The 26379-nt window shown below is 59.5% G+C and carries 22 protein-coding genes and 2 pseudogenes; 13 read left to right on the forward strand and 11 right to left on the reverse strand.

Features of this window, described 5'->3' with window-relative positions:
• The first annotated feature begins 2 nt into the window (after nt 1-2).
• Together NP945_RS30955 and NP945_RS30960 are read left to right on the forward strand one after the other, a co-directional pair.
• On the forward strand, nt 3-449 hold the full coding sequence (locus NP945_RS30955) for a DUF3788 domain-containing protein (RefSeq protein ID WP_256748474.1): 447 nt from the start codon (nt 3-5) through the stop codon (nt 447-449).
• Between the two features lie 94 nt (nt 450-543).
• Nucleotides 544-1461 carry an NADP-dependent oxidoreductase gene (locus NP945_RS30960; protein WP_256748442.1) on the forward strand — a complete coding sequence of 306 codons (918 nt, stop codon included), beginning with the start codon at nt 544-546 and terminating at the stop codon, nt 1459-1461.
• A 208-nt stretch (nt 1462-1669) separates the two neighbouring features.
• Here the strand turns inward: NP945_RS30960 and NP945_RS30965 are convergent, their stop codons facing one another.
• Nucleotides 1670-2047, reverse strand: coding sequence for a helix-turn-helix transcriptional regulator (locus tag NP945_RS30965; RefSeq protein ID WP_256748443.1), 378 nt, complete (start codon nt 2045-2047; stop codon nt 1670-1672).
• A 32-nt stretch (nt 2048-2079) separates the two neighbouring features.
• Between NP945_RS30965 and nanR the strand changes: the two genes are divergently transcribed.
• The 8 genes from nanR (at nt 2080) to NP945_RS31005 (ending at nt 9744) form a co-directional block, all read left to right on the forward strand.
• Nucleotides 2080-2787 (forward strand): transcriptional regulator NanR, encoded by a 708-nt coding sequence (nanR, locus tag NP945_RS30970; protein WP_256748444.1) that lies wholly within the window; start codon nt 2080-2082, stop codon nt 2785-2787.
• Nucleotides 2787-3092, forward strand: coding sequence for a putative quinol monooxygenase (locus NP945_RS30975; protein WP_256748475.1), 306 nt, complete (start codon nt 2787-2789; stop codon nt 3090-3092). The genes nanR and NP945_RS30975 overlap by 1 nt, the downstream gene beginning before the upstream one ends.
• A 50-nt stretch (nt 3093-3142) precedes the next feature.
• Nucleotides 3143-3919 (forward strand): HpcH/HpaI aldolase/citrate lyase family protein, encoded by a 777-nt coding sequence (locus NP945_RS30980; protein WP_256748445.1) that lies wholly within the window; start codon nt 3143-3145, stop codon nt 3917-3919.
• 13 nt (nt 3920-3932) lie between these two features.
• Nucleotides 3933-4985, forward strand: coding sequence for an NAD(P)-dependent oxidoreductase (locus NP945_RS30985; RefSeq protein ID WP_256748446.1), 1053 nt, complete (start codon nt 3933-3935; stop codon nt 4983-4985).
• Between the two features lie 118 nt (nt 4986-5103).
• Nucleotides 5104-6759: an extracellular solute-binding protein gene (locus NP945_RS30990; protein WP_256748447.1), complete on the forward strand. Its 1656-nt coding sequence runs from the start codon at nt 5104-5106 to the stop codon at nt 6757-6759.
• An 88-nt stretch (nt 6760-6847) separates the two neighbouring features.
• On the forward strand, nt 6848-7789 hold the full coding sequence (locus NP945_RS30995) for a carbohydrate ABC transporter permease (RefSeq protein WP_256748448.1): 942 nt from the start codon (nt 6848-6850) through the stop codon (nt 7787-7789).
• Between the two features lie 41 nt (nt 7790-7830).
• Entirely contained in the window at nt 7831-8637 is an 807-nt protein-coding gene (locus NP945_RS31000; RefSeq protein ID WP_245463715.1) for a carbohydrate ABC transporter permease, read from the forward strand.
• A 12-nt stretch (nt 8638-8649) separates the two neighbouring features.
• Nucleotides 8650-9744 (forward strand): ABC transporter ATP-binding protein, encoded by a 1095-nt coding sequence (locus tag NP945_RS31005; RefSeq protein ID WP_256748449.1) that lies wholly within the window; start codon nt 8650-8652, stop codon nt 9742-9744.
• A gap of 839 nt (nt 9745-10583) precedes the next feature.
• Here NP945_RS31005 and NP945_RS31010 read toward each other — a convergent pair.
• From NP945_RS31010 to NP945_RS31035, 6 genes and pseudogenes are all read right to left on the reverse strand, one after another.
• Nucleotides 10584-10769, reverse strand: a complete 186-nt coding sequence (locus NP945_RS31010) for a hypothetical protein (protein ID WP_256748450.1) — start codon at nt 10767-10769, stop codon at nt 10584-10586.
• Between the two features lie 111 nt (nt 10770-10880).
• Nucleotides 10881-11281: pseudogene (locus NP945_RS31015) on the reverse strand (asparagine synthetase B); the annotation flags it as partial.
• Between the two features lie 505 nt (nt 11282-11786).
• Nucleotides 11787-11969, reverse strand: coding sequence for a hypothetical protein (locus tag NP945_RS31020; protein ID WP_256748451.1), 183 nt, complete (start codon nt 11967-11969; stop codon nt 11787-11789).
• Nucleotides 11962-12207, reverse strand: coding sequence for a hypothetical protein (locus NP945_RS31025; RefSeq protein ID WP_256748452.1), 246 nt, complete (start codon nt 12205-12207; stop codon nt 11962-11964). Before NP945_RS31025 ends, NP945_RS31020 begins: the two co-directional genes overlap by 8 nt.
• Before the next feature lie 41 nt (nt 12208-12248).
• The gene (locus tag NP945_RS31030) at nt 12249-12632 is read right to left on the reverse strand and encodes a hypothetical protein (RefSeq protein WP_256748453.1); all 384 of its coding nucleotides are present in this window, start codon (nt 12630-12632) and stop codon (nt 12249-12251) included.
• A gap of 734 nt (nt 12633-13366) precedes the next feature.
• The gene (locus tag NP945_RS31035) at nt 13367-15298 is read right to left on the reverse strand and encodes a PAS domain-containing sensor histidine kinase (protein ID WP_256748454.1); all 1932 of its coding nucleotides are present in this window, start codon (nt 15296-15298) and stop codon (nt 13367-13369) included.
• A gap of 246 nt (nt 15299-15544) precedes the next feature.
• Between NP945_RS31035 and NP945_RS31040 the strand changes: the two genes are divergently transcribed.
• Both NP945_RS31040 and NP945_RS31045 read left to right on the forward strand, forming a co-directional pair.
• Nucleotides 15545-16984: an ATPase domain-containing protein gene (locus NP945_RS31040; protein WP_127268868.1), complete on the forward strand. Its 1440-nt coding sequence runs from the start codon at nt 15545-15547 to the stop codon at nt 16982-16984.
• Entirely contained in the window at nt 16981-18036 is a 1056-nt protein-coding gene (locus tag NP945_RS31045; RefSeq protein WP_256748455.1) for an HWE histidine kinase domain-containing protein, read from the forward strand. The genes NP945_RS31040 and NP945_RS31045 overlap by 4 nt, the downstream gene beginning before the upstream one ends.
• Before the next feature lie 435 nt (nt 18037-18471).
• Here the strand turns inward: NP945_RS31045 and NP945_RS31050 are convergent.
• A pseudogene (locus NP945_RS31050) lies at nt 18472-21084 on the reverse strand (EAL domain-containing protein).
• Nucleotides 21085-21677: 593 nt separating this feature from the next.
• On the opposite strand from NP945_RS31050, the gene NP945_RS31055 reads away from it, so the two are divergent.
• The gene (locus NP945_RS31055) at nt 21678-22028 is read left to right on the forward strand and encodes a hypothetical protein (protein WP_256748456.1); all 351 of its coding nucleotides are present in this window, start codon (nt 21678-21680) and stop codon (nt 22026-22028) included.
• Between the two features lie 876 nt (nt 22029-22904).
• Here the strand turns inward: NP945_RS31055 and NP945_RS31060 are convergent.
• The 3 genes from NP945_RS31060 to NP945_RS31070 are packed head-to-tail and all read right to left on the reverse strand — an operon-like array spanning nt 22905 to nt 26259.
• On the reverse strand, nt 22905-23807 hold the full coding sequence (locus NP945_RS31060; protein ID WP_256748457.1) for a plasmid partitioning protein RepB C-terminal domain-containing protein: 903 nt from the start codon (nt 23805-23807) through the stop codon (nt 22905-22907).
• Complete coding sequence (locus tag NP945_RS31065; RefSeq protein WP_256748458.1) at nt 23804-24691, reverse strand: plasmid partitioning protein RepB C-terminal domain-containing protein; 888 nt, start codon at nt 24689-24691, stop codon at nt 23804-23806. The genes NP945_RS31060 and NP945_RS31065 overlap by 4 nt, the downstream gene beginning before the upstream one ends.
• Nucleotides 24691-26259, reverse strand: a complete 1569-nt coding sequence (locus tag NP945_RS31070) for a recombinase family protein (RefSeq protein WP_256748459.1) — start codon at nt 26257-26259, stop codon at nt 24691-24693. The genes NP945_RS31065 and NP945_RS31070 overlap by 1 nt, the downstream gene beginning before the upstream one ends.
• Between the last annotated feature and the right edge of the window lie 120 nt (nt 26260-26379).

The raw sequence follows: 26379 nt of genomic DNA on the forward strand, positions 1-26379 counted from the left end.
CGATACGCAAAACCGGCGACAGGATCACCGACAAATCAGCACCGCCCGATGACGGCACCGTCCGCGACTGGATCGGACCAGAGGCGTTCGGACGTTGGGCTGAGCTGCGGAATTGGATCGATGGCTCCTACCCCGGAGTTTTCACGCCGAACTGGCTCTACGGCGGCAAGAACCGCGGTTGGACCCTGCGCTACAAGAAGACCAAGGCGCTCTGTACCCTGGTGCCGGAATACCGGCGGCTTTCGGCCGTGGTGGTCATGGGTGGAGCAGAACGCGAGAAGTTCGAGGAGCGGCGTTATGTCTGGCGTCCGCAATTGGTCAAGCTCTACGACGACGCCAAAACATACATCGACGGAAAATGGCTGACGATCGCCATCTCATCGGCCGATGATCTGCGGGAAGTGACCGAGCTTCTGACCATGAAGCGCCAGCCAAAGTCGCGCGGTTGAAGGCAACAAAAATCTTGCATTCGCGGCGCGATGGTTCCGACCTTTCACGCTCGTAAATTACCCCGAACCACAAAGGTCTGAGGAGACAATTCCCATGAAAGCAATCGTAGTGACAGACCAGGCCTCAGGAACCGCCGGGATGAAGCTGGTCGATCGGCCCGAGCCGCAGGCGGCAATAAACGACGTGGTCGTTAAGGTTCATGCGGCCGGATTCGTCAACACTGAACTGGAGTGGCCTTCGACCTGGGCCGATCGGGCGCTTCGTGAGCGGGCGCCGTCGATCCTCGGGCATGAGCTGGCCGGTGTGGTCACTGCGCTCGGCTACGGCACGACAGGGCTGTCGATTGGTCAGCGGGTGTTCGGACTCGCGGATTGGCATCGTGACGGCACACTCGCTGAGTACGTGGCCATGGAGGCACGCAACCTCGCGCCGCTGCCGGGCGAGGTCGAGTTCACGGTGGGCGCGAGCCTGCCGATCTCGGGCCTGACCGCGTGGCAGGGACTGTTTCAGCACGGCCGCCTGCTGGCGGGGCAGACCGTCATCGCGCACGGCGCGGCCGGTGCCGTCGGTTCGATGGTCACGCAGCTTGCAAGGGAGGCGGGAGCCTATGTCATAGGTACTGGACGTGCGGCTGACCGTCAGAAGGCGCTCGACTTCGGTGCAAATGAATTCGTCGATCTCGATAACGACGCACTGGAAGACATCGGCCGTATCGATCTGGTGTTCGATGTCATCGGCGGTGACATCCAGAAGCGGTCGGCAAAGCTGATCCGGGCCGGCGGAACGCTTGTGACCGTCGTCGGACCAACGGATATTCGACCTGCAGATGGCCTGACGGTTGACTTCGTTGTCGAGGCTGATCGAGCCCAGCTTTTTGAGATAGTTCAGCGTATCCGGGATGGACGACTGCGGACGAACATCGGCAAGGTCTCGACCCTCGACGACGCTGTTGCGACCTTCAACTCGACCGAGCGCCGCGTTGGAAAGACGGTTATCCGCGTCCGTCCGTGAGGACTCTTGTATGCGGTCTAGTCGGGTCGTGCACCATGCTGCTCGCAACATCTTCACCTGCCGGGCAAGCACCTGCCGCAGGTAATCGCCAAAATCAGGTCGAGGTCAGGGCCGCGGTTGGCTTGAACCAGCACTGCACAGTGATCTCTTAGATTCCCGTGAATCCACTCACTTACTCCCGCCGATCGGCGCCCGGACCCCATGCGGACTAACAGTGAAGACCTATTCCCGCCTGATCGGTGAGGGCCAGCCATTCTGATTCCGCGCCTGTCGCGACCCGACCGCGCTGCGCCGTTGGCGGCTCGCCGAACTTTTGCCGGAAGGCGCGGGTGAAAGCAGCAGCGGACGCGTAGCCGCTCCGCCGTGCTACCTCGCGAACGCTGAGCCGGGACTGGGTTAGCAGAGCCTGTGCCCGCTGCAGGCGCCAATTCGTCAAATAGCCCAACGGACCGTCGCCGATCATCTCCTTGAAACGTTCGGCGAACTGCGTTCGCGACATTCCGACCTCCAGGGCAAGCGAGGCGACGGTCCAACGCGTGCCGTTCTCCGCGCAGAAGCCTCGTTGACAGAGGCGCTCTGGGGCCATAGCGTATCTGGCTGGTATAACAGGTATGCCACATGATCGGAGTTCTGATCAAACAGCGGAAGCTCTCGGACGAGGTTGCCGCGCATCTCGAGAGGCTGATCCGCAACGGAGAGCTGGCCGAAGCCGACCGGCTCCCTTCCGAACGGGAACTCATGCGGCAGTTCGGGGTTGGGCGCCCTTCAATCCGCGAGGCCCTGCTGCATCTGAGCAAGATGGGCCTTGTCGAGGTGAAATCCGGCGAGCGCGCCCGCGTCACTCGGCCAACCCCCCAATTCGTGATCGACGCCCTCTCGGGGCCGGCGCGGCATATGATTTCGGCGCCGGGCGGGGTTCATGACTTCCAGAGCGCGCGTTTGTTTTTCGAAGTTGGGCTTGCCCGCAACGCCGCCATCAATGCCACGCCAGAGGATATCGAAAGCCTCGAGGAGGCGCTCGAAATCAACCGGCAGTCGATCGGGGACCTGACGCGCTTCGAGCGCACCGACGTCGACTTCCACTACGTGCTGGCGGTGATCACCCGCAATCGAATCTTCACAGCTATCCACGCGGCGTTGGCCGAATGGCTGCTCGAACAGCGGCGCACGACTTTGGCCAAAGGTGAAGACCGCAAGGCCTATGAGGCTCATCGCGAAATCTTTGACGCCGTCGCAGCGCGCGATCCAGACGCCTCCGAAGCGGCTATGCGCAGGCATCTGGAATATGTCTCCAGGCGCTATCTGGAAATTGCAGGTGCCAAGTGATGACGGGCTTCGTGGTCTGGGTCGATTTCCGCCTCAAGCCGGGTGCCCGGGGCAGATTCCGCGAGCTTGTGGACGCCAATGCGACTGCGTCGATGCGCGGCGAAACCGGCTGCCGTCGCTTTGATGTGACGCAGGCGCGCGACGAGCCTGACCGGGTCCTGCTCTACGAGATTTACGACAGCGAAGCGGCATTCGAGCACCACTGCCGGACGGCTCATTTCGACGAATTCAATTCGCAGAGCGCGCCGCTCGTCGACACCAAGCTGGTGACCATCTGCGACCTTGTTCTCGAAGCTTCGTCTTGAAGAACGCGTAAGGGCAATGCGCCCCTTGTGGGCGAAGGGGAGGGAAGTTCATGTCGGAACCAGGTCTCAAGGCGCTAGCGTCTCATAGACGGGTCAAGCTCGGGACCCTTGTCGCCGAGTTCGCGACGCCGGGTATAGGTCACATCCTGAAGTCCGCTGGCTGTGACTTCGTTTTTTTCGATATGGAACATTCGGGCTTCAGCCTGGAAACGGTGAAGAGTGCGATCCGCTATTTCGAGGCGGCTGACCTGCCGGTTATGGTGCGTGTGCCATCGCAGGACTACCATTTCCTCGCGCGCGCCATGGATATGGGCGCCGAAGGCCTGATCGCGCCGATGGTGAGTACCGTCGAGCAGGCGCAGCACATCATCAATTCCATGAAATACCATCCGGCTGGCGCTCGCGGCGTGGCGCTGCAGATCGCGCATGACCGTTACCGTCCGGGCTCGGTCGCAGATAAATTCGAGGCGGCCAACCAACGCTCGGTGTTCATCTGCCTGATCGAGACTGCCGACGGCGTCAAGAACATCGACGGCATTGCGGGACTGGATGGCGTCGATTGTCTGTGGGTCGGTCACTTTGATCTCTCGGTCTCACTCGGCATTCCCGGCGACTTCGCCCACCCCACTTTCACCGCCGCGATGGCCAAAATCGTTGCAGCCGCCAAGAAGCACAACAAATCGCTTGGACGCCTGGTGCCCAGCGTCGCGCAGGGGCACGAGTTCTACGCACAAGGCTTCGATTTCATTTGTTATTCGGGCGACGTTTGGGTCTTGCACGACGCGATGGCCGACGCGGTCTCCAAAATCCGCGCCGGGTGCCAATAGAGCGGAGGAGACGATGGACAGCGTGAAATTCAGGGTGGCGCTTTCGAGTGATTTCCGTAAGCCGGACGGCTCGCCGACCTATCCAGATTTCGATCTGGAGCCGCTGCGCAATGCGGCGGGCGTCGAGATGGTGTTCCTGGAATCGAACACTCCGCTTCGCGCCGACCAACTTGAGGATTTCGATGCGCTGATCCTTCTCGCCCATCGCTTCGATTCCACGAGTGTGCCTAGGAGCGGCCGCCTGGCCGTCGTTGCCCGCTTCGGGGTCGGCTACGACACTGTCGATGTTGAGGCCTGCACCGCCGCCGGCATTGCCTTGGTCATCACGCCCGATGGCGTGCGACGGCCCGTCGCCGTATCCGTCATCACCTTCATGCTGGCACTGACCGGCAAATTGCTGACAAAGGACGCGCTCACCCGCAAGGGACCTCATGGCTTCCAGGAGCGCTCGGAACATATGGGCGTCGGGCTCGTCGGGCGTACGCTTGGGTCGCTGGGCATCGGCAACATCGGCGCCGAGGTCTTCCGCTTGGCGAGGCCCTTTGACATGCAATTCATTGCCCATGACCCGTTCGCTGACAAGAGGGTTGCTGCCGACCTGGGCGTCGAACTGGTCGGGCTGGAGGACCTGTTTCGCCTCGCCGACGTGCTGTCGGTGAGTTGCCCGCTGTCGCCGCAGACCCACCACATCGTCAATGCTGAGCGGATCGCCCTGATGAAGCCGACAGCTTACCTGATCAACACAGCGCGCGGCCCGATCGTCGACCAGAAAGCGCTGACGCAAGCGCTGCAGGAGCGCCGCATCGCCGGTGCCGGTCTCGACGTGCTCGAGCAGGAGCCTCCCGATGCAGGCGATGCGATTCTTAAACTCGACAATGTCATCCTGGCGCCGCACGCGCTTTGCTGGACCGACCAGTGCTTTGCCGGCAACGGTGCCGCCGACGTCAAGGCGGTGATTGAGGTGCAGCACGGTCGCGAGCCGCGCGGCGTGGTCAATCGCGAGGTGCTTTCGAGCGAGCTGTGGAAGACCAGGCTGTCGGGGCTCGCGGCCCGCTTCGGAACCTAGGAGGGACGCTGATTTTTGGTGCGCCGCCGCGGCCCCTTGCGGCGACTTTACGGGAGGAATGCTCGACCGCCGCGCCCGCGGACGAGTGAGGCACATGGAAACGGGAGGACCAAGCACTATGGACGATCGTGAAAAACGTGACTTTCAGGCAGGTCTCGAAGCAGAGGTCGACGCCTTCATGCGCGGCGAAACCACCCGCCGAACTTTCATAACCCGCTTCGGTCAGATGACCGGCATGTTGGCTGCGTCTGGCCCGATGCTGGGGGTGATGACCGATTGGGCGTTGGCGCAGCAGACTCTGGAATTGGCAGACGCCACCTCGCCGCTCGGCCAAGCGCAGGCCGCAGCCCTGAAAGCATCGAAGGAAGGCCCGGCGGACGGTTCCGCTTTTCGCGCGGTGGAGGCCGCCAAGGCCCATTCGGGCGTCACCCTCAACATGACCTACGAGGCTGGCCTGCAGGCACTCGATCCGCGCAATTTCAGTGGGCCGATGTGGGAGCAGCTTACCGGGATGAAGTCGAATGTCGTCGAACTGTCGAACCCGGACCAGTACTCCAAGGCGGTCGCCGAGCACATCGCCGGCTCAGGTGCCTATGACGTCCTCGACGTCTCGCCGGCCTGGACACCATCGCTTGCCGATGGCGGCGTCATCGCACCTCTCGACGACTACATCGCCAAATACATGAACCCGGCAGACCTCGAGGACTATCACCCTCTGTACAAGGCGCTGCCAACCTACAAGGGCAAGATCTGGGGGTTCTTCGACGACGGCGACATGTTCGCTCTCTACTACCGCAAGGACATCTTCGAGGATCCGAAGATGATGGAGGCCTACCAGGCAAAGTTCAACGCCAAGCTTGGACCGCCGAAGACTTGGGAGGAATATGCCCAGATCGCCCAGTTCATCACCGACCAGATGGCGCCAAAGGTCTATGGCGCGGGACACTTCCGCAAGGCGGGCAGCCCCGGCAACCAGTTCGACTTCCTGCAGCAGTACCGCGCCAATGGCGGCAAACTGTTCGGCGACGACATGAAGGCGGACCTAGTTTCGGACGCCGGCGTCAAGACGCTGACCAACATGCTCGCGGCGAACAAGGCCTCGATCCCCGGCAACAACGAGCTCGACGCCGTCTCCCTGTGGGCGGCCTTCCTGACCGGCAAAGTCGCGATGATCTATTCCTGGCCTCCCAGCGGTCGCATGGCGGCGAATTATTCGCAGTCCGCCACGGCGATCAACTTCATCCCTCAGTCCCAGATCGCTGGCAAGGTCGGCTATGCCGTGGTTCCGGGTAATCCGGAACATGCCACCGGCTACAACAAGGCGCTGTCGGCTGACTCGCCCAACCCCGAGGCGGCGTATCTGTTCATGCAATGGATATGCTCGCCACCGGTCTCGCTGGCGCGTTGCATGCTGCCCTATGCGCTACGAGACCCGTACCGCATCTCGCACTTCAAGTCCGAACTCTACGGCGCGCTCTTCCCCAGTGCCAAGGAGTACCTTGCCAATCTCAACAACTCGGCAAATGTTGGTCTGCTCGACCCAATCATGCCAGGCGCGCAGGACTACTTCTTGAGCATCGACCGTATGTGCACCGCGGTGTGGGCTGGTGCCGATCCGAAGGCGTCGCTGGAAACGGCGGCGGCCGAGTGGAACGAGACGACCGACCGACTGGGTGTAGATTCGCAGAAAGCTTTCTACACCGAGTTCCTGAAACTGCCGGGCGCCACCGCCGACAACACGGTGGAAAAACTTGGCATGGCGGTCACCCTCTGAGGGGAGGCAGAGCCTGGAGCAACTGGTGTTGCGGGCGCTTGGCTCGCAACACCTCGCCGAACCGCTAAGCAGCCTTTTGGATACACCGATGCAGCGCACCGCTACGATTCACCGCTTGAAGGCCGCCGGCGCACCGCCCCGGCTATCTGCGTTCGCCCAATGGGCCGACCGCCATTTCAAGTGGCTGCTGGTCGCGCCCGCGGTGCTGCTGATATTGGCGCTGTCGATCTATCCGCTCCTGTTCTCGCTGGTCGTATCCTTCATCAACTACGACTTCCAGGTGCCGGGCCACGCATTTGTCGGATCGAAGAACTTCGAGCGGGTCGTGTTGGATCCCGTGGCACGTTGGTCACTGTTGCTGACGGCATGGCTGTCGGGCATCAGCGTCGCTATCGAATTCGTGCTCGGTCTCCTGGTGGCGCTGACAATGGTGCGCAGCTTTCCGGGCCGCGGCGTGATCATGTCGATCCTGATCGTGCCGCTGTTCATCAGCCCAGTCATCGTCGGCCAGGCCTGGACGCTGCTTTTGCAGCGGCCTTTCGGACCGACCAACTATATCCTGACGCAATTGTTGGGGCAGGAGGTTACGATCGGCTGGATGACCGAGCGCCCGTGGCTCTATGTCTCGCTCATCATCGCCGATGTCTGGCAGTGGACGCCATTCATGTTCGTCATCCTGCTCGCTGGCCTGACCGCAATTCCGCCCAATCTCTATGAGGCGGCAGAACTTGACGGGGTCAACGCCTGGCAGGTCTTCTGGGCGATCACGCTCCCGCATCTGGGGCCGATGATGCTGCTGGCGCTGACCTTCCGTCTGCTCGACGCCATCCGTATGTTCGATACCATATTCATCATGACAGGCGGCGGCCCAGGAACACAAACGTACACGGCCTCCTACTATCTCTATACCGTCGGCTTCACGCAGTTTCATCTGTCGCAGGCAACGGCCGGAAGTTGGCTGTTCCTGATCTTTACGGCGCTCATCGTGACGTTGCTGGTACGGCGGCTCTTGAAGGTCGACCCGGTCTGATGGCCGCCGTAGCGCCCGCCCGCCGCAGGAAACGCCGGTCGTTGCCGATCGGCCGAATCCTGCTTTTGGGGTTCTTCCTGGTGTTCGTGCTGTGGCCGCTCTACTGGATGTTCAACACCTCAATCAAGCCCAGCGACGACTACCTCACCGTACCGCCTGTCTGGTTCCCCGCGGAGCCGACGCTTGTCCACTACGAAGCCGCGCTGTTCACCTATCGCGGTCTCGACGGGCTTATCAACAGCCTGATTATTTCGCTTTCGGCCACGGTGCTTTCGGCACTGTTCGGCACGCTGATGGCCTATAGTCTGGCGCGCTACAACACGGGTGGCCGGCATCTGTCCTTCTGGGTGCTGTCGCAGCGCTTCCTGCCACCTATCGGCATCGTCCTACCGGTATTCCTGATCTACCGCGGCGTCGGGCTATACGACACCCATATCGGGCTGATCATAGCCTACACGGTCTTCACGCTGCCGGTGTCCGTTTGGATGATGTTCGCCTATTTCCGCGGCATGCCGAAGTCGATGGAGGAGGCGGCCCTCGTCGATGGCTGCACGCGATGGGAGGCATTCTGGCGCGTTGCCGTGCCGCTGGCCGCGCCCGGCATCGTCGCGGCGGCTGTCTTCGCCTTCATTGCCTGCTGGACCGAGTTCTTCTTCGCGCTGATTTTGACCAGCCGAACTGCCTTCACGCTGCCAACGGTCTTCCGCGCCTTCATCGGCTTCCAGGGCGCACAATATGGTGAAGCCGCGGCCCTTGCCATCGTCTCCCTCGTGCCATCGATCGCCCTTGGAGTGCTTGCTCAACGACATCTCGTGCGCGGGCTGACGCTCGGCGCCGTTCGCGGATAGGGAAGGGTAGGCATGGCCGAAGTCAGAATCACCGGCTTGCACAAGCGCTACGGCGCCTTCCATGCGGTGCGCGGTATTGACCTCCACATCCGCGACGGCGAGTTCGCCGTTCTGGTTGGTCCGTCCGGCTGCGGCAAGAGCACCCTGTTGAGGACCATCGCCGGACTGGAGGAGAGTTCACAAGGCACGATCGAGATCGGCGGCGAGGTGGTCAATGATTTCAGGCCGCGCGACCGCGACGTGGCAATGGTGTTCCAAGATTATGCGCTCTATCCGCATATGAGCGTGGCCAAGAACATTGGCTTCGGCCTCAGGGCTCGCAAGATGCCGAAGCCAGAGGTGGAGATGCGCGTTGCCGAGGCGGCGCGCATGCTTGGCATCACTCCCTTGCTGGGGCGTTTTCCGCGCCAACTGTCCGGTGGCCAGCGCCAGCGCGTCGCCATCGGCCGCGCCATAGTCCGCAACCCCCGCATCTTTTTGTTCGACGAGCCGCTGTCCAATCTCGACGCACAGCTTCGCGACGAAATGCGCGGCGAGATCAAGCGCCTTCACCAGGACATTGCCACAACGATGATCTACGTCACCCATGACCAAATCGAAGCGATGACGTTGGCTGACCGCATCGTGCTGATGCGCGACGGGCTGATAGAGCAGCAGGGCGCGCCACTCGAGTTGTTCGAGCGCCCGGCCTCCACCTTCGTCGCTGGGTTCCTGGGTTCGCCGCGGATGAGCTTCCTGCCAGGCATCCTTGCCTTGGAGGGAAGCACCGCTGCCATCCGGCTCGCGGACGCACTGCTGCCTTTAGCGCCCGGCAGGGGGCTGCAGGGCGTCGCAGACGGACAGAAGGTGCTGCTCGGGTTGAGACCGGAGCACCTCACTCGTGCGCACACTGCCACGCCGGCGCAGGGCACGTTTCGCTATGAGGCAACAATCGACCTGCTACAGCCGACCGGCTCGCGCAGCTACGCGACATTCCGACTTGCGGGTGCGCCGGTGATGGCGGAGTTGCAGGCGCACGACGTCAGCCGTCCTGGGGAGAAGCTGGCGATCGACATCAACATGAACCGGGCGTCGATTTTTGACGCTGCGACGGAGCAAGCAATTTGACATTGGCAGCATCTCGAGCCACCCGCTTGTGTGGAACGGAACAGGTTGAGCCACCGCTGCGCACACTTCGCGCGGGACCCTTGTCGGTCGAGTTCGACAATGGGGCGTTACGCTACATCCGCCTTGACGGGATTGAGGTTCTGCGCGGGATTTCATTCCTCGTACGGGACGAAAACTGGGGAACCGCTACAGCCGTTCTCGATGAACTCCACATCGATGAAAGGCTGGATGTGTTCAGCGTCGCATACCGTGCAACATGTTCGGCAACATCCGGTCGCCTGGTTTATCAGGTACGGATTTCAGGCAGCAGCGCTGGTGCGCTGTCGTTTGCGGCGGAGGCAGAGCCCGAGACTGAACTTTTGACGAATCGGACCGGCTTCGTCGTCCTTCATCCGATCGAGGCCTTGGCCGGCAAGCCGGTAAAGGTGCTGCATGAGGATGGTCATGAGGAGCTATCGCTCTTTCCGGACCACATCGACCCTAAATGTCCGTTCACCGATATCCGGGCGTTGTCGCACGAGATCGCGCCTGGGATATGGGCCACATGCACCATGGACGGTGATGCCTTCGAGATGGAGGATCAACGCAATTGGTCTGACGCTTCCTATAAAACCTATGTCCGCCCTCTGCGTCGCCAGTGGCCTTACCGACTGCCCAAGGGCCAGAAATTCACCCAGGCCGTCCGGCTTCACGTGGCAGGAACGCTTCGTGCCGGGGCGTCTGAAAACCGCAATCCACTCATCGACCTGACGATCGGCAGACCCGTCGGCCGAGTGCCTCGCATTGGCGTTGGCGTCGCTGGCGACGAGGCAAAGCACGCGCTTGAATCCCCCGAGCTTCTACGACGAATGGCTCCGCAGTGGATGGTCTGCCAAGTCGATCTCCGGTTCGGACACGGCCAGGATGAACTCGAAAGCTACGCCGCGCTTGCACGGCTGACCGGCGCAGGCGTGGTCCTGGAGATTATCACCAAAGGCACGCTCGATCCATTCGGCGAATTGGCGCCCGTCGCGAATGCTGTCCATACAATCGGCCTCAAACTAGAAGCTGTCTCCGTCTTTCCGGCGCAGGACATGAAATCCGTTCAGCCGGGAGCACCGCGGCCGGCATCTGCAAATGGCACCTACGGGCAGCCCGAGGACCATGCGGCGGCGGCGGCCGTCCCAGAGCGCAAAGGCGAAATCGCCATTGAGCGCGGACACGCAATCCTCCCCCATCTCGTCATAGAGATGCAGGATCACTTCGGTGTCGCTGGCTGTCTGGAAATGGCGGCCTTTCGCGCGAAGCTGCTCGCGCAGTTCCACATAGTTGAAGATCTCGCCGTTGAAGGCGATCGTCAGATCGCCCGTCGCATCGGACATGGGCTGCTGGCCGTCCCCCAGGCCGACGATGGACAGCCGCGCATGGCCGAGGCCGGCCGCCTTTGTGGTGAAGAATCCCTGCTCGTCGGGGCCGCGATGCGCAATGGCAGCCGTCATCCTTTCAAGGAGAACCTCCCATCCCGGACAGTGCCGAAATAACCGCTAAAACCGCACATGCCGAGATATTTCCGAGTCCACCAGCGCGGCTCGGACTATAGCCCCCAAGATACCGTTAGGTGTTAAACATCTGGGACTATTCATGAGAATGGTAAATTTTGAGCGGCCGCCGAGGGCTGATTTCTTGCGTGAGCATTGGATCTACCGCGAGATGATGGCAATGACGCGCTTCGGCGTCGTGTTCGGATGATGTTCACGGGGTCTGAGGGGCAGGCCCTCATCGCCTTCAGCAATGCGGGTGCACCGAGAATGGCGATGGCACCCTCGAGAGTGTAGGCCAGGATGTCGAGACTCATCTCCGTTCCGACATTGAGGAGCTGGCGAGGGCGTTGGTGCATGGAGGCTGGTCAGGTGGTATCGGCGCTGAGCTTGCAGCGTATCCGAGTAGCCTGCCGTACAATTCCATGAGCCTCACCGTCGCATGTGGGATATCTGCTGAGGCGATCGAAGGCTGGAAAGCAGCTTGCCGAATGATAGCCTGGCGGCCAGCGCCACTTCTCCAATCTAGCGATCGAGACGGATAGCGCCTGTGTTCTCGACTACCCGCTGTTGCAGCTTGCGGGACTCGGCAATAATGCGGCGCGTTTGCGTGATGTTCGAAAGCATGATGTCAGCCTCAGCGACCGCATGTCGCTGGCGTTGGTGCGCAGCCATAATGAATAGCTCCAGGGCCGCGTCCTCATCCATCGGGCGGCTCACGCACCAACTCGAACGTGACCTCCACGGTGAATAGGGGCTTGCAGGTGTGATCGCGGTCATGGATGGCAACCTCTCTGAAAGTGCCGTCCGGCATCCGGTCTTTCGCTATTTCAAGCAACGCTCTTGCTGCCTCATCTTCAGCGGCTTCCCGGCTCGCAATTTCGGTTCCTTCAGGATCGGGAAAGACTTCGCCATCGTCGGTTAAATCAAAGAAGAAGCGGGCCATGCGACCCTAATTCCGAACCCCCAAAAAGGTTTCCTGTAGCGCTACTTGCTGGTGATCCAATCCACCAGGCCAGTTTCCATCTGCTCGCACCCGGTGAATTCATGTACCAGGCTCGTGGCCAGATCACGCCATTGATACTCAGGCACACCCGTTTGCCTGACCAATTCTCGGAATGCCGAGCGGAGAATGTCGGCGTCAAAGGCGGAGACGGCGACTCTTGCCACGCCCGGATCTTCCCACCCTCGCGCCATGTCATCGTGGTGACGTTGGCGAAGGCGTTTGAGCAGTTCGCGTGATGTCTCGATTGCGCGCCTTGAACGATCCTCGTCTTGGCGAAACTTCGCAGTTCCGATCATGGAATTATGCCGAACAAGACAGCCGGTTGCGATTACCGCTTGTGCGACTTCCAAATGCGTTTGAACCATCGCGGCCTCCCTTCCAGCGGAAGGAATTGTTTACCCTGTTGTCCAGCATAACCCCAACGGATTCGCTGTACGTTTTCAACCAACCGGCTGCTCGGCGATTGTCGGCCAATTGCTGGGTTCTAGCTCGGGTGAGCGGCACTTTACCTCAAAGGGCCCTGGCGGCCGGCGCAGAGGTACGCGAACCCTGGCGCCGACCAACAGAATCTGAGCGGTCATGCCGCGCTGGTGGAGCATATTCGGCCCTTCGCGAACCACAGGGACGCCAAACACAACCGGGTGAAGTCGGTGCGCACAGTTCACCATTCATTTACAATATTAGCGGAGGTTGAAACTCGGACATGCTAGGTAGCTCGTACATGCCCTTAGCCCCGGTGCAGATCCAGCGCCGGGGCTTTTCTGTTTCGCGGCTGGATAGGCCTGTCCGCACTCCTGCTTGACTGCGCGGACTGCGAGAACAACGCCTCGCGGGTTCCCAATCCTTGCAAACAGTTAGATCCGGGAGCTAAGTGCGGCATAGGCTGGTAGGGCAGGAGACCAGAGCGATCTTTCGAAGAACGAAGCCGTCCTCTCTCACGAATCGGCTGCTTGAACGTACACTTTCCATAGAAACCTCCCTTCTGACCGCTGAGCAGGTTGCCGCTTCGCAAGTACTCTCGGCGCAGAGAAAAATATTGGAGGGTTTTATCCGAGCTTGACGCATCAAGGAACTCAAAGGGGTGGTCTCTCAGGCCACCCTACGCAACATTAGCGGTTGCTATTGCGTTCGCCAATTCTTCTTCTGTAAACGGCTTGCTGAGAATCTTGATGTCGCGAGTCCCCGGGAGTTCGGCGTAGCCCGTTGCTATAATGACGGGTACGTGCGGCCACTGGACTTTGATCGTATTCGATAGCTGCAGGCCCGTCATTTTCGGCATAGCATGATCCGTTATAACGAGGTCGAACGGGTGCTCCTCCAAAAGCCTGAGGGCTGCCGCCGCAGAATGCGCCTCCGCGACAGTATGGCCGAGATCCTCGAGCATTGCCGCGGTGTTCAAAAGGACCAGGGCATCGTCATCCACTGCCAGGATCCGCAGCGACGCCGTCTCAATGGCTTCCTCGGCAAGAACATCCGGCCCGCGCGCGACTTCCGAGCTCGCGGTGGCGACCGGCAGCCACAGTTCCGCCGTCGTCCCTGCTCCCTTGCGGCTCCTAAGCGTCAGGCGCCCGCCCATTTGTTCTGTCATCCCATGTACCATAGACAGACCGAGACCCGTGCCTTTGCCAACGCCTTTTGTGGTGAAGAACGGTTCTGTCGCCCGAGCTAGTGTTTCTTCGTCCATTCCTTCGCCAGCGTCTGCTACCGAGAGGCAGACGTATGGGCCTGGGGCCAAGCCTGCCTCTTTGCTTTCGCCGACCTGTTCCATCCGAGTGGAGATGACGATCGTTCCGCCGTCAGGCATCGCATCCCTGGCATTGACGCACAGATTGAGCAATGCGAGTTCGATTTGACTTTCATCCACCATCACATGATCGAGCGAGAGCGGAAATTTGGTCTCGATAGTCGCTCTTGAGCCCAGCGATCGCTCCAAGAGCTCCTTCATTCCATGTATGAGCTCAATCAAATCGACAGGTTTCGGATCGAGTTGCTGCCGCCGCGCGAAAGCCAGCATGCGCTGCGTCAACGACGCTCCTCGTCGCGCCCCGAGCACGGCATTATCCAGAAGACGCAGCAATTGTGGATCGTCAGGTAGCCGTTTGCGCAGCAGCTCAAGACTACCCAGAACCGCCATCAGCAGATTGTTGAAGTCGTGAGCGACACCGCCCGTCAGCTTACCGATCGCATCCATTTTTTGTGACTGGAAAAGGGCTTCGCGTGCCTGATCCAATGACTCCTGCGCCTTCTTCCGTTCCGTTATGTCCCGCGTAACCTTCGCGAAACCCAGGAGTTCGCCATCCTCGTGCCGAATGGCGTCGATGACCACATGGGACCAGAACGCAGTACCGTCTTTGCGTATCCGCCAGCCTTCGCGCTCAACTCGCCCCTCGCGAGCAGCGATTTCCAAGGCGCTTTGCGGAGTGCCTCGCTCGCGATCCTCGGGCGTGTAGAATTGCGAGAAGTGCTTGCCGACTATTTCGTCGGCCGAGTAACCTTTGATGCGTTCTGCACCCGAGTTCCAGCTCGTGATTACGCCTTCAGGATCAAGCATATAGATCGCGTAGTCCGTCACGCCCTGCACCAGGCGCTGGAACTGCTCCTGACCTCTCCGGATTTCATCCTCCGCTTTCTTGCGCTCGGTAAGATCACGGGTGACTTTTGCGAAGCCGGTTAATTTGCCGCTTGGATCGAATATAGGATCAACCACAACATGAGCCCAGAAACGGCTCCCGTCGCGACGCACTCTCCAGCCCTCGGTTTCAAATTTGCCATTGCGGGCTGCTGTCTCCAGAGTCCGCGATGGAAGACCAGCTTCGCGATCTTCCTGCGTGTAGAAGCACGAGAAATGCTGACCGATGATCTCGCCCGCGGAATAGCCTTTGAACCGCTCTGCCCCCGCGTTCCAACTCGTCACGGTTCCCGAACGGTCCAACATATAGATCGCATAATCGGTAACGGCCTCGACGAGAACGCGGTAGCGATCCTCATCGGCTTTATCGACGGTCCCTTGAATCATACCCCATCCGTTCATCTGTCAACTTCATGAAACTGCTGGCGTCTCGGATGGTTCCACAGACGAGGGGAAGGCGTGCGTCCTTATGTGGCACAGGCCGTGATTGCCGTGGCCTGCAACGAGCTACTTGCCTGACGGCGGCGCGGCCATTACAGAAACTGGAATTCCAGATACTGGGGTCGGGCCGCCGGTCGGTCTACCCAGGTTCTACTTCGAACCTATGATTATGGCGGCTTACGATTCCTGTTTGGAGACGAGGGCGGAATGACCGAGCGAAAGAAGCAGCCCGTTGTAAGTTCCGGCATTGCCGGCTTGGACGAAATTCTTCGCGGTGGATTGCCCGCTTCCAACTTCTACATCGTGCAAGGCGATCCAGGCGCAGGCAAGACGACCGCGGCCTTGCAGTTCCTGCGCGCCGGTGTGGCAGCCGGTGAACGCTGCATCTATGTCAGCCTTTCGCAAACCGCCGCCGAACTGCAGGCGATTGCGTCTTCACACGGCTGGACGCTTGATGGGATTCGTGTTGAGGAATTGTCCGCTTCGGAGACCCTGAGTGGCGCGGCCGATCAGACGATTTTCCAGACTGCCGACCTTCGATTGGATGAAACGCGCAAGGCGATTGAACGCGCGATCGAAGAACACAAACCCCACAGGCTTGTTTATGACTCGCTGCTCGAGATCCGGCTGATTACCGGTGACACACCGAGGTTCCGGCGCGAGCTGATTGGCTTCAAGGCCTTCCTTGCCAAACGGGGCATTGTGGCGGTGTTGCTCGACACCCAGACCAGCGGAGGCGATCACAACGGCGAGGAAATCGAGGGCATTGCCCACGGCGTGATCCGGCTTGATAAATCTCTCGAGGACTACGGCGGCGTGCGCCGGCGCATTGAAGTCAGCAAAATGCGCGGCGTGCCGTTTGCTGACGGTTATCACGATATGGCCATTCGCGAGGGCGAGGGCGTTGTGGTGTTTCCGAGGATTGTGCCAGGGTCGCCTCCCGAAGTGACCAAGCCGCAACTGATCAAGTCAGGGGTAGACGCTCTCGACGAGATGTTCGGCGGCGGCCAGGAATCGGGAACCATAACGCTCGTGATTGGTCAGTCGGGAACAGGCAAGTCGACGATGTCTTCGCTTTACGCCACTGCCGCGCTTCAGCGCCGCGAAAGCGTGGCCCTGTTCCTGTTTGAGGAGCGACTGGAGACTTTCTTTCGCCGGTCCGAGGGCCTTGGGATGGATCTTCGGCAGTTCCACAAGGATGGCCAACTTGTCATCTACGATTTTAGTCCCAACGAAATCTCGCCTGGGGAGTTCGGCCAGATTGTGCAGCAAGTCGTCAGTCGCAATAATACCCGGGTTGTCGTGATTGACAGCTTCACCGGCTATCTGAATTCTCTTCCCCACCGGGAAAAGGCGGTTCTGGACATCCAGTCTCTCCTGAAACATCTCGCGCGCGCTGACGTGCTGACCATGCTCATTGTCGCCCAGCATGGTTTGCTCGGGCAGAACGTTGGGATCGACGTGGACGTTAGTTTTCTCGGCGACACCGTGCTTCTGCTGCGCATGTCCGAGCATGAGGGCCGTTTGAGGCGCAACATCACGGTCGTCAAGAAGCGCCACGGCCCGCACGATCTCGATGTCCGGGAACTGTTCATCGCGAGTTCCGGCGTTTCCGTCGTTTCCTACAATCCTCTGCCCGAGACGTGAACGACGTCGAGCGAAACGGGCTGGGAACACTGGATTGGGTGCTGATCTTGGCGCCTTACCGCAAGGATGCTGGTTACACCGCTTCCCTGCTGCAAGAACGTGGTCTACGGGCTCTAGCGGCGAGTCCCGAGGACTTAGAGGGTTTGCTTGCGCTATCCCCTGGTGTGCTGGTTGTTACTCACGAAGCCTTGAATCCTCAGGCGATCGCAACGGTTGAAAGTTTCCTTCAGGCGCAGCCGAATTGGTCGGAAATTCCAATCGTTGTTTTGTTGGACCGCGCGGCACAGCAGTCACGCATCCAAGCGGCGCTGAGTGCTGCTTGGCCACGTTCGCGTCAGATATACTATCAGCGTCCCGTGGCTGCGCTCGAACTGATAAGCGGAATCCAGTCGGCACTCCTCACCAGAATTCGCCAGCGCGACGTGCGTGACTATCTTGAGCGGGAGACGGAACTCCGCCTTGAACTAAATCATCGAGTGAAAAACATCCTGGCGACCGTCATATCCATCTTCGATATGACCAGGCGCGGCGCGATCTCGGCAGAAGGACTTGCAGAAGACTTCAAAGGGCGGTTGAGAGCCTTGGCGGATGTCCATTCTGCAGTTTTTGCCGCCGGTGGCGAGACCGTGGCCTTAACGGATGTCGCAAAATCGGTCCTCGCGCCATACCTTTCCAAGGAACAAACTGCCATCACGATCGAAGGACCTGAGGTGCTGCTTTCGCGCGATGCCGGTACAACTCTTGCCCTCTCGCTTCATGAACTAGCGACAAACGCCATTAAGTATGGCGGCTTGTCTCGCCCCGAAGGCAGAATACGCTTGGAATGGAATATAGAGTCGAGCTCGGAACCAGTGTTGACGTTGAGATGGACCGAAACAGGAGGACCAACGGTAGTTGAACCCTCGCGAGTGGGATATGGGACACGCTACATGCGCGCTGCGTTGACGAGTCTGTTCGGACAGGCTCCCGATCTCGACTTTGCGCCGGAGGGACTGCATTTCTCGATTCGCGGCCTGCTCTCCGGCCTTGCACCCGATGATCGGCTCGGCTGATTGCGGCAGCGCCTGCCATTGGGCGGCGGAAGTTCCAAACAGTATCGTGATTGCCAAGCCATTTTTTTTACCCCGATCATCATCAAGAGCCGCCACCGGGCGCCGCTGGCGAGGGAGCGACGCGCCTTGCCAAGGAACTGGCAAGGGGGCTGCTTGCATCTGGGTCCGCCGAAATTCGGGGCCGCCTGCTTGGAGTTTTGCTGTTGGAGCGTTTCAGGAAACGGCCTATAGGGTGCCCCCTCTGGACCGCCGGGAAATCACATAAACGCATTGTCAGGCGGTCGCCCGCCTTGATCTGCCGTCGAAGCGATCCTGAGTTCCTCTTTCGGCACCGGTCGAATTGACTCACGAGGAACCTTTGCTTTGGCTCACTTCGCCGGCACGCAAGGGCGGAGCACATTGGCGAACCGGCACTCTTACGGAGTGGGCATGATCTTACCCCGCTGCCAACCATTTGCGCGATTGCACAAACGCCGTGAAAGCCTTGGCCTCCATTGGGCGTCCGAAAACATAGCCCTGCAGGATATCGCAGCCTAGTTCCTTCAGGATGTGGGCGTGGTCGTTCGTCTCGACACCCTCGGCAATGACTTCGATGCCGAGCGATTTGCCGATCTCAATGATGGACGAGACCAGTTGACGCTGCGGGATCGACTGGGTGACGGGCGTGATCAGTTGACGGTCGATCGAGCCGGCGCGGCTGCAGCTTGAGCAAGGACACTATTGAAGCATGGCCGGTGCCGAAGTCATCGATCTCGATGTCGATGCCGAGTTCCTTTATGTGCTCCAGGTTCCACGTGACCAGGTCGTCATTATCATCGAGGAAGATGGACTCAACCAACTCAAACGAAACGGTCCCTTTCTTGATGGCAAGCTTGCGCAAGCCATGGATCAGATCCTTGTCCTCCAAGCGCTTGGCGGAGACATTGACCGAGACGTGCGGGATGTTGAGACCGCTGCTCGACCAGTGCTCGAAATTCTCTAGCGCCTGTTCCAGGACAGCGCGATCGATGACTGCCACGACGTTGAGTTCTTCGGCCACTTTAAGATAACTTTTGGGGGCCAGGATGCCGCGTGTTGGATGCTTCCAGCGCGACAACGCCTCTACTCCGACGATCTCAAGCGTGCTGGCGTCGAACTGCGGCTGATAGTATGTTGTGAATTCGGCGCGCTCCAGCCCGCCCAGGATTTCGTCGGCAATTTGCTTGGTCCGCACGATCTCGCTTTGCAGCTCTTCGTCAAAGAACTCGTGGCGATTGCGACCACGGCGTTTCGCCCGGTAAAGAGCGAGATCGGCGTTGACCAGCAGTTGCCTGGGTTCGGTTCCGGCGACGATTCCGATGCTCACTCCGAACCGGCACGGATTGCCCAGAAAATCGACCGGCCGGCGCATCTGCGTGATGATGCGGTCGGCGAGCGCGGAAAGTTGTTTGTCATCACGCCCATGGCTCACCACAACGAACTCGTCACCGCCGATGCGTGCAACAAAATCACCGGGAGTCGTGTTGACCTTGATGACCTTGGAGGCGTGCACCAGCATAGCGTCACCCGCTGCCTGGCCCAGCGTATCATTGATCTGCTTGAAGCGGTCGAGGTCCAGATGCAGCAGTGCCGTGCGGGTATCCTTTTCCCTGTTTTCGGCAAGCAACTCATCGAGATAGCGACGGTTGGGCAGACCCGTCAGCGGGTCATGCAGAGCCACATGCTCGACACGCGCTTTGGCGACCTCAAGTTCGGCATTTTTCGATTCTGACAGCTGGCGCTCTCGCATGAGCGTCTCGTTGAGCAGCACGTCGCTGGTCACGTCCCACTCGGCGCCAATCATCTTTGGCGTGCCGCCGATGTCCTGGAAGAAGGCTGCGCGCGTGCGCACGTGGCGCGTGCCGCCCTCCGCAAGCAGGACTCGGTATTGCGAGGAATAGGGTCCTTTCCTCTCTGCGGCCGATTCGAACTCCTGGCGCGCCCGGTTGAAATCGTCGGGATGAATGGCCGAAGCCCAGTCGTCATAGCCGCGCGGTTTGCCATCGGCTGGCTTGCCGTAGATCTGGTTGACGCGGTGATCCCATAGCAGCTCTTTTGTGGCCAGGTCGTGCTCCCACACGCCGATCCCAGAAGCTTCCAAAGCCAGCTCAAGACGGCCGGACAAGCGTCTGAGCTCGGCATAGTTTTTCTGTCTCTCGCCAAACAGCCGCCCGGCCACCAGGATCGGCAGCACCACCAGCGCGCCGGCAAAGCCTATGAGCCCCGCAAAATCCAGGCATTCTTTGGAGTGGCTGGCCAGCCCCCCTTCGGTATGGCTGAAATCACCCAGGAGCCCGAAGGCAGTTGCACATCTGCCGACACTGGCTTGCCGGCGAGGACAGTGTCTCCCCCGAAGAAACGTTTGCCGCCCCCGCCCAGCCCGTCGGTCCCCGTCAGCGCGACGTCGATGTCTAGCCCGGGGTCATTCAGGCCACTTGCCGCGTAGAGCTGGTCGACATCGATGACGGCCGAGATGATGCCCCAGAAGCGGCTGCCGCCGCCCGCCGTCGGCACAAAGACGGGAATGCGGCCGACAAAGCCCCGCCCTCCCTGGGCCAGATCGACGGGACCTGCCAGCACAAGAATGCCAAGGTCGCGCGCGCGAAGCGCGGCCGTTCGCTGCGCCTCGCTCTTTCGGTAATCGAGCCCGATCGCCTTCTGGTTGCCTTCCATGGGATACATCAGTGAGATGACGAGATCGGGAGCACCGGCGATGTTGCGCAGCTGCGATTTCTGTTGGAACAGGTTGCTGGCAAGGGAGGCAAATCTCTGCTGCCCCATATACGGCTCCGTAACCACAGTCGAGACCAGGCCCTGAACGAGTTGGAGGTTACCGTTTACATTGCCTTCGAGCTTGGCCCGGATGATGTTGACCTTGGCTTGGACTTCGGCGCGCGCGAGCTGATCGGAGACTTTCGTGTTCTGCAAGTCGGCAAGAATCGCGCAAATCACAAGCACGGCGACCGCAATTGCCGCCGGCAAGTTGGCCGTTGAAAAAACTGCCTTTCTTGCGCCCTCGAAATTGAAAATTGCTCTGCCCGATCCACCCAATTGCGTTTCCTTGACAACAAGCCCACCGGTCAACCTAGAACGAACTGCTTAAAGTTAGACTTCGAAGCTTCATAAAAGCTTCCGGTCTCTGCCACCAAGTTCCGAAAGGCTGCACTTTGGCGCTCGCCTTCGTCCTTGTTGACGATGCGAAAGCAAGGCTCCAGCAAAACTCTTGGTGAAATCTTCGACCAGCGGCCGCTTCTGCCGCTCGTGCGGAGGGCGGTTGGGTCCTCCTCACTGCGAGTGCCACCCCGGGGCCGGCCAAGTGCAACGCCCGCGAATGGCTTGGCGTATCGACCGATCGCGCCCAGCTATCCGAGATAGTTCATCGGGTGCGGCACGGAAAATCAGGGACGAACATCGGCATAGTCACGGCCCTCGACGATGCTGTTGCAACCTTCAACTCAAGGAGCGACGTTCGGGCCACACGAACTCGGGTGAGGTCATGCCCTGTGTCAAATCCGATTGCCCTCCCAACTTAGGTTTCCTGTGTGAAATGGCAACGGCAGGATTGCCGGCTGCTCCCGCGCGCTCATAGTCGCTTCATGAATGCGCAGTACGTGGAACTCGTCTTGTTTGAACAGTCGCTGTCAAATCTAGGCAGTATGAATCGCCCGTTTTCCGATGGCGTGGAAGACGCGGCGGAAAAGACCGCCGGCTCGGTGCTGTTCGACGTCCGTGTCGACGGCGACCGGCGATTTCAAAGAATTGCGGCGATCGGATATGGCGCGGACGGCACTGTTGCAATTGCCATGGGCAAAGACGGACACCTTGTTTCGGCGTCCATTGACGGAGGCGAGGCCTTGGTTGCCGAAATAGCGGCCTGGTGCTCGCTGAGCATGGCCGAGCAGTCTTCTATCAGCTGCAATGATGCCCCTGCCAGACTCCTCGCGAATTTGCGAACGGCCGGCATCTTCGATTGAAATGGCCGCACGGGTGGCAAGTAGGTGCCGTCGAACGGCGTGCCCGGTTATCAGGGCGCGCGTCCCAGGGTTGAGGCACTTGCCAAGACCCTTCTGGAGAACCAGCGGCAAGCAGGCATCATCCTCATGTCGGGGGATTGCTGACGGTGTCAGTGGGAATGCCTCTTAAGATCGTTCGTAGCTTCGCTTGCGACCCCGGGCCAAGTGTCTCGACGGGGGCAGGTCCCGTCATTGCTGGTCAGTGACGGGCCTCGCGCTGGCACTGCTACACACCCTTCTTGCTTGGGTCCGACTAAAGCCCAACATGGAATCGCAAAGGTCTGACCCATGAAACAACGGAGCCTTTTCCACATTTGGAAATGTGACCGTCGATCATCGTCCCTTCATCGTCGGTTGGTTGATTACCCGCCACGGCTCGCTTGGCGTGGCGGGTACTCATTCATGGAGAGCGCATGCATCCTGGTGAGATTATCGCGAACGCGTTTGCAGCGGGATTGGTCATCATCCTGATGGCTGTCGTTTTTCTGATTTTCGGGAAGCCGCTCTGGCCTGAACGACACGTCCGGATGGTAATCATCCCGCCTGCTCACCGAATGACCACCGCTATCAAGAGTGCAGGGCCAGACTTGCCAAACAAGATTGATTTGGAAGTTGTGCGCCCGAGGCCGACCACCAACAAGAGGACCTGAAGCGTCCTTCGAAGCGAACTCTTAATGCTCGCAGAGGCTTCGACTCGTCGGTTCACCAGTTGGCCAGCGCGAAGAATAGGCGCGAACTCCTATGGCGAAAGGCGGAGTGGAACGACCAGCGGCAAGGCATCATCCCCAGGTCGGGCGGATTGCTGACGTTGTCAGTGGTAGTGCCTCTTCGCAGAAATTAGACAGGCGTTTGGGCAGAAGTGGTCATTTTCTGAAATTCGGAAAGAATCTCCGGGAAACTCTGCGCGAGATATCGAACGACACGGGCGTTCTCCAGCAACCGGCAGAGATACCCCCTGGCCACCACCAGATCCAGGTGGTCGGATCCATAGCTCTCCTCGACAAGCTGGTATTCCTTATCGAGTTTGGTTGATTCGTTTTCCATCAATGCGATCTGCGCATCGCTCAGCCCGGCTAGCTTTTTCGGCTGCGACGTATCGGCAAGCTGGGAGGGCGGGGTCGCGCCGACCAGAGATTTTGCGTAGTTGATCGAGAACTTGTTCATGGCGATCATCAGTTGCGCCGCCTCGATCTGGCGCACGGCTGCCAGCTTTCGCAGTTCGATGAACGTGTTGGTCGGAACGAAGCGGTCCTTGAGCATGTCGATGGCTTCCGGGCATATCCCTTTCAGCAGATGTTTTTTAAGCCTGATTTGGCCGATGTTGACATTGAGGGTTCTCGCGATGGTCTCTTCCGGGACGCCGCTGTCGATGGCCTTCAGGATCATGAAGTGTTCCTGGATCGTCGCCAGCCGGCTTACCCGTTTGTTGTAGGTGAATGCCTCGTCATCGTTGGCGACCAAACAATCAACCTCAGTGTCGCCCATCTCCCGCAAGATCTCGATGCGCATGTGGCCGTCGACCAAGAGGTACTTTCCCGGCGTGTCCTTGTCCTTTGCAACCACGGGCAATTCCACAAGCCCGATCTCGCGAACGGACGACCTGACCTGTTGATATTTCGGAGTTTCCCTGGCGCTTTCGGTGAACAGGTGAAGCGGCTGGATGTCTTCAAGCCGAAGGCAAATAGTAGCGCGCTCAAAAGCGAATTTTATGTCTGGAACGGTAGGACGCTTTGCGGTCATGCGGGCTCAACTCTGCTGATCCGGGCCGCAAGGTTTCGTGGGAGGGTGTTCAGTCCTTCCGCCGCAAGAAGATCCTGGAATGCCTCTTCTGCCATGAGTTGCCGCAAGGCGTGGGTGACAAACAGCAGGCGGTTTCGCGTTGCATCCGCTTTGCGGACCAGAATGCGTTTCCTGTCCGTGTCCGCTTTGAACGCCTTGATCAACGCTGATGCTGAAGGATTCTTCGTGCGATCTGGCAGGAACGTTCCCAGGCCTTTCCCCCGCCTGCGGCGGTTCTCAATCAGGCGTCGCGCTATCACAAGCTTATGACCGCGCAGTTGGTTCTCTTGATAGGCAAGCTGAAGAACGGCCTGAATCCCTGGCTCGTCGGCGGTGGAAATATCGACTGCTACCGACAGCGGGATTTGGCCGGAGTCGACCGCCCGCAGAAGGCGCTGTTCGCCTTGCGACAGGAGGCGTGCAACCCCTCTGACATATTCGGTCGAAAGACCGATCTTTGCTGCAATGTCGACGTCGGAATAGCCGCTTTCTTTCAGCCGACCGATGTCGCGAAGCAGGTCATAAGCGGTATGATACCGGCGAGCACAATTTTCCACCAAGCCTTTGACCAGCGCCTCGGCCTTAGTTGCCTCTATCACAAACGCGGGAATCTCGGTCTGGCCAAGCAACCTGAAGGCCTCGATCCGCCCCTGGCCGCACACCAGGTCGTGCGTGAAAGCGCTTTCGTCGACATTCCTCGTGGTCACCGTGATGGGACGCTTCAGGCCGACGCTCTTGATGCTGTCGACAATGTCCTGGAAGGACTTTTTGCCTCGCGCACGCGGGTTGGTGATCTTGATCGCGTCCAGGCGCAGGAGCGAGATTGGTCTGTTGGCGGTGACCATCAGCGAGCGGCCGAGATGGCGTCGCGTTCGGCCAAGGCGAACAGCGGATCCAGCGATTTGTAGAAGAAAGTGTTGAATTCCAGCCTTTTGTTCAAGGCGCAGTTTAAGGGCTTCACGCCAATCTCATTTGCTGGCGCTATCAGATAGTCGAGGATCGTCTGGTTATCCGGGCTCATGCGGATGGCCACTTTCACGTCCGCAGCGGTACCCCGTTCCGCAGAGGCCACCCAATGAGGATAGCCGTATGGCGTGTTGCGACAGCGACCCATCGCAATGGCTACGGTGAATTCATCGTTGACGCGAAGCACGCCGAGAGCACTCTGACGCACCGCAGATCCGCCCGCCCGCTCGATGGTCGCGATTGTCGTTTGGACGACTTCTTCGAAGATCTCACGAAGCCGCCTTCTGATATCAAGAAACCGATAGTTCTGAGACGGATCGTATCCAACGAGCTTGTAGGCTCGCAGCAGACTGCCGAATTTTTTCCTGTAGCGGCTGCTCGGCGGACAGTCAGCCGCCGCGTCAATCATCGGGCCTGAAAGGGTACCGCGCCTCTTCAGAAGTTGGGCGAGCACAACCAACATCTGATCGTTGCTCATCTTAGATGAGCGGGCGTCGGCTATGGCTTGAGCCCGGTCGAAAAGCTTGCGGTCCACAATGGGTTCAAAGACGCCGTCGGCGCGGACCAATCGGGTCGTATCGTTGGTCACCTTCCTTTGCTTGAGTTTGAAAGACTGCCGATTCCAGACGTTGTTGCCCACGTATTTTTCGTTGCTGAGTATTTGATGAATGGATTCGCGTTTCCACGATCGATTGAGATCGGTGACCACTCCCTTGGCATTCAACGACCGCGCAATCTGCAGCTCGGTCCGACCAGCCATCACATATTCATCATAGATCCAGCGCACCGTCGCGATTTCATCAGGTGGTCCAGGCACGAGGATGACCCGATCCGTCTGAAGACTCTTGTACTCTTTGAGAGCGAGCATGGTCTTTGTGCGCCCATGCTGGTCAATAAGCCGGCGTCTCAGGCCCAGGCCGGACGATCCTCCCTGCCGGTATCCCATTCGAATGAGCCTGGACTGGCCGGCAAATACCTTTACCGACAACACCCGACTGTGCTCGGCCGCCATTGTGCGCTTTATCGCCTTAAGCAGGTCTGATCCGATGCTGCCATCGTTGGTAAACTGTTCGCCACAATATTCAATTCGCACTCCGGCAACGCGACACCGATACTCGTACGACGCACTCTCATCGGGGTTTGGGAATCGCCCCCAGCGGCTCACGTCGTAGACGATGACGATTTCGAAATCCGCCTTCTTCGTTTCGACATCCGCCAACAGCCTTTGCAGGCCGGCGCGACCTTCAAGGTTCAAGCCGCTGCGACCGGGGTCCTCGTATGTGGCCACAATGTCGTAGTTCATCGCATCCGCGAATTCACGGATTGCATCCTTCTGATTGTCGATCGAGTAGCTCTGGTGGTCAGTGGACATTCGCACGTATTGAGCTGCGCGCACGCGTTGTGCGTCTACAGCAGGTCGACGGACCGTGTGCGCCTGTTCCATCATTCCAGCGCCTACAAGGCAGATTGAACGTCCGCTTGAACCCGCAACCCTAGCGGTATGAGGCTTCAATCCCGTTACACATTGATCGACACTTTGTATCGAATGAGACTTGTCGCCATAAAA

Origin of the sequence: Mesorhizobium sp. LMG17149 (assembly GCF_024518695.1) — a bacterium.
In the GTDB taxonomy this organism is placed as follows: Bacteria; Pseudomonadota; Alphaproteobacteria; order Rhizobiales; family Rhizobiaceae; genus Mesorhizobium.

Coding starts and splice junctions, on each gene's coding strand:
- NP945_RS30960 (WP_256748442.1), top strand. CDS start 544: ATGAAAGCAATCGTAGTGACAGACCAGGCCTCAGGAACCGCCGGGATG.
- NP945_RS30965 (WP_256748443.1), bottom strand. CDS start 2,047: ATGGCCCCAGAGCGCCTCTGTCAACGAGGCTTCTGCGCGGAGAACGGC.
- nanR (WP_256748444.1), top strand. CDS start 2,080: ATGATCGGAGTTCTGATCAAACAGCGGAAGCTCTCGGACGAGGTTGCC.
- NP945_RS30975 (WP_256748475.1), top strand. CDS start 2,787: ATGACGGGCTTCGTGGTCTGGGTCGATTTCCGCCTCAAGCCGGGTGCC.
- NP945_RS30980 (WP_256748445.1), top strand. CDS start 3,143: ATGTCGGAACCAGGTCTCAAGGCGCTAGCGTCTCATAGACGGGTCAAG.
- NP945_RS30985 (WP_256748446.1), top strand. CDS start 3,933: ATGGACAGCGTGAAATTCAGGGTGGCGCTTTCGAGTGATTTCCGTAAG.
- NP945_RS30990 (WP_256748447.1), top strand. CDS start 5,104: ATGGACGATCGTGAAAAACGTGACTTTCAGGCAGGTCTCGAAGCAGAG.
- NP945_RS30995 (WP_256748448.1), top strand. CDS start 6,848: ATGCAGCGCACCGCTACGATTCACCGCTTGAAGGCCGCCGGCGCACCG.
- NP945_RS31005 (WP_256748449.1), top strand. CDS start 8,650: ATGGCCGAAGTCAGAATCACCGGCTTGCACAAGCGCTACGGCGCCTTC.
- NP945_RS31010 (WP_256748450.1), bottom strand. CDS start 10,769: ATGGACAGCATTCGCGACGGGCGCCAATTCGCCGAATGGATCGAGCGT.
- NP945_RS31020 (WP_256748451.1), bottom strand. CDS start 11,969: ATGGATGAGGACGCGGCCCTGGAGCTATTCATTATGGCTGCGCACCAA.
- NP945_RS31025 (WP_256748452.1), bottom strand. CDS start 12,207: ATGGCCCGCTTCTTCTTTGATTTAACCGACGATGGCGAAGTCTTTCCC.
- NP945_RS31030 (WP_256748453.1), bottom strand. CDS start 12,632: ATGGTTCAAACGCATTTGGAAGTCGCACAAGCGGTAATCGCAACCGGC.
- NP945_RS31035 (WP_256748454.1), bottom strand. CDS start 15,298: ATGAACGGATGGGGTATGATTCAAGGGACCGTCGATAAAGCCGATGAG.
- NP945_RS31040 (WP_127268868.1), top strand. CDS start 15,545: ATGACCGAGCGAAAGAAGCAGCCCGTTGTAAGTTCCGGCATTGCCGGC.
- NP945_RS31060 (WP_256748457.1), bottom strand. CDS start 23,807: ATGACCGCAAAGCGTCCTACCGTTCCAGACATAAAATTCGCTTTTGAG.
- NP945_RS31065 (WP_256748458.1), bottom strand. CDS start 24,691: ATGGTCACCGCCAACAGACCAATCTCGCTCCTGCGCCTGGACGCGATC.
- NP945_RS31070 (WP_256748459.1), bottom strand. CDS start 26,259: ATGATGGAACAGGCGCACACGGTCCGTCGACCTGCTGTAGACGCACAA.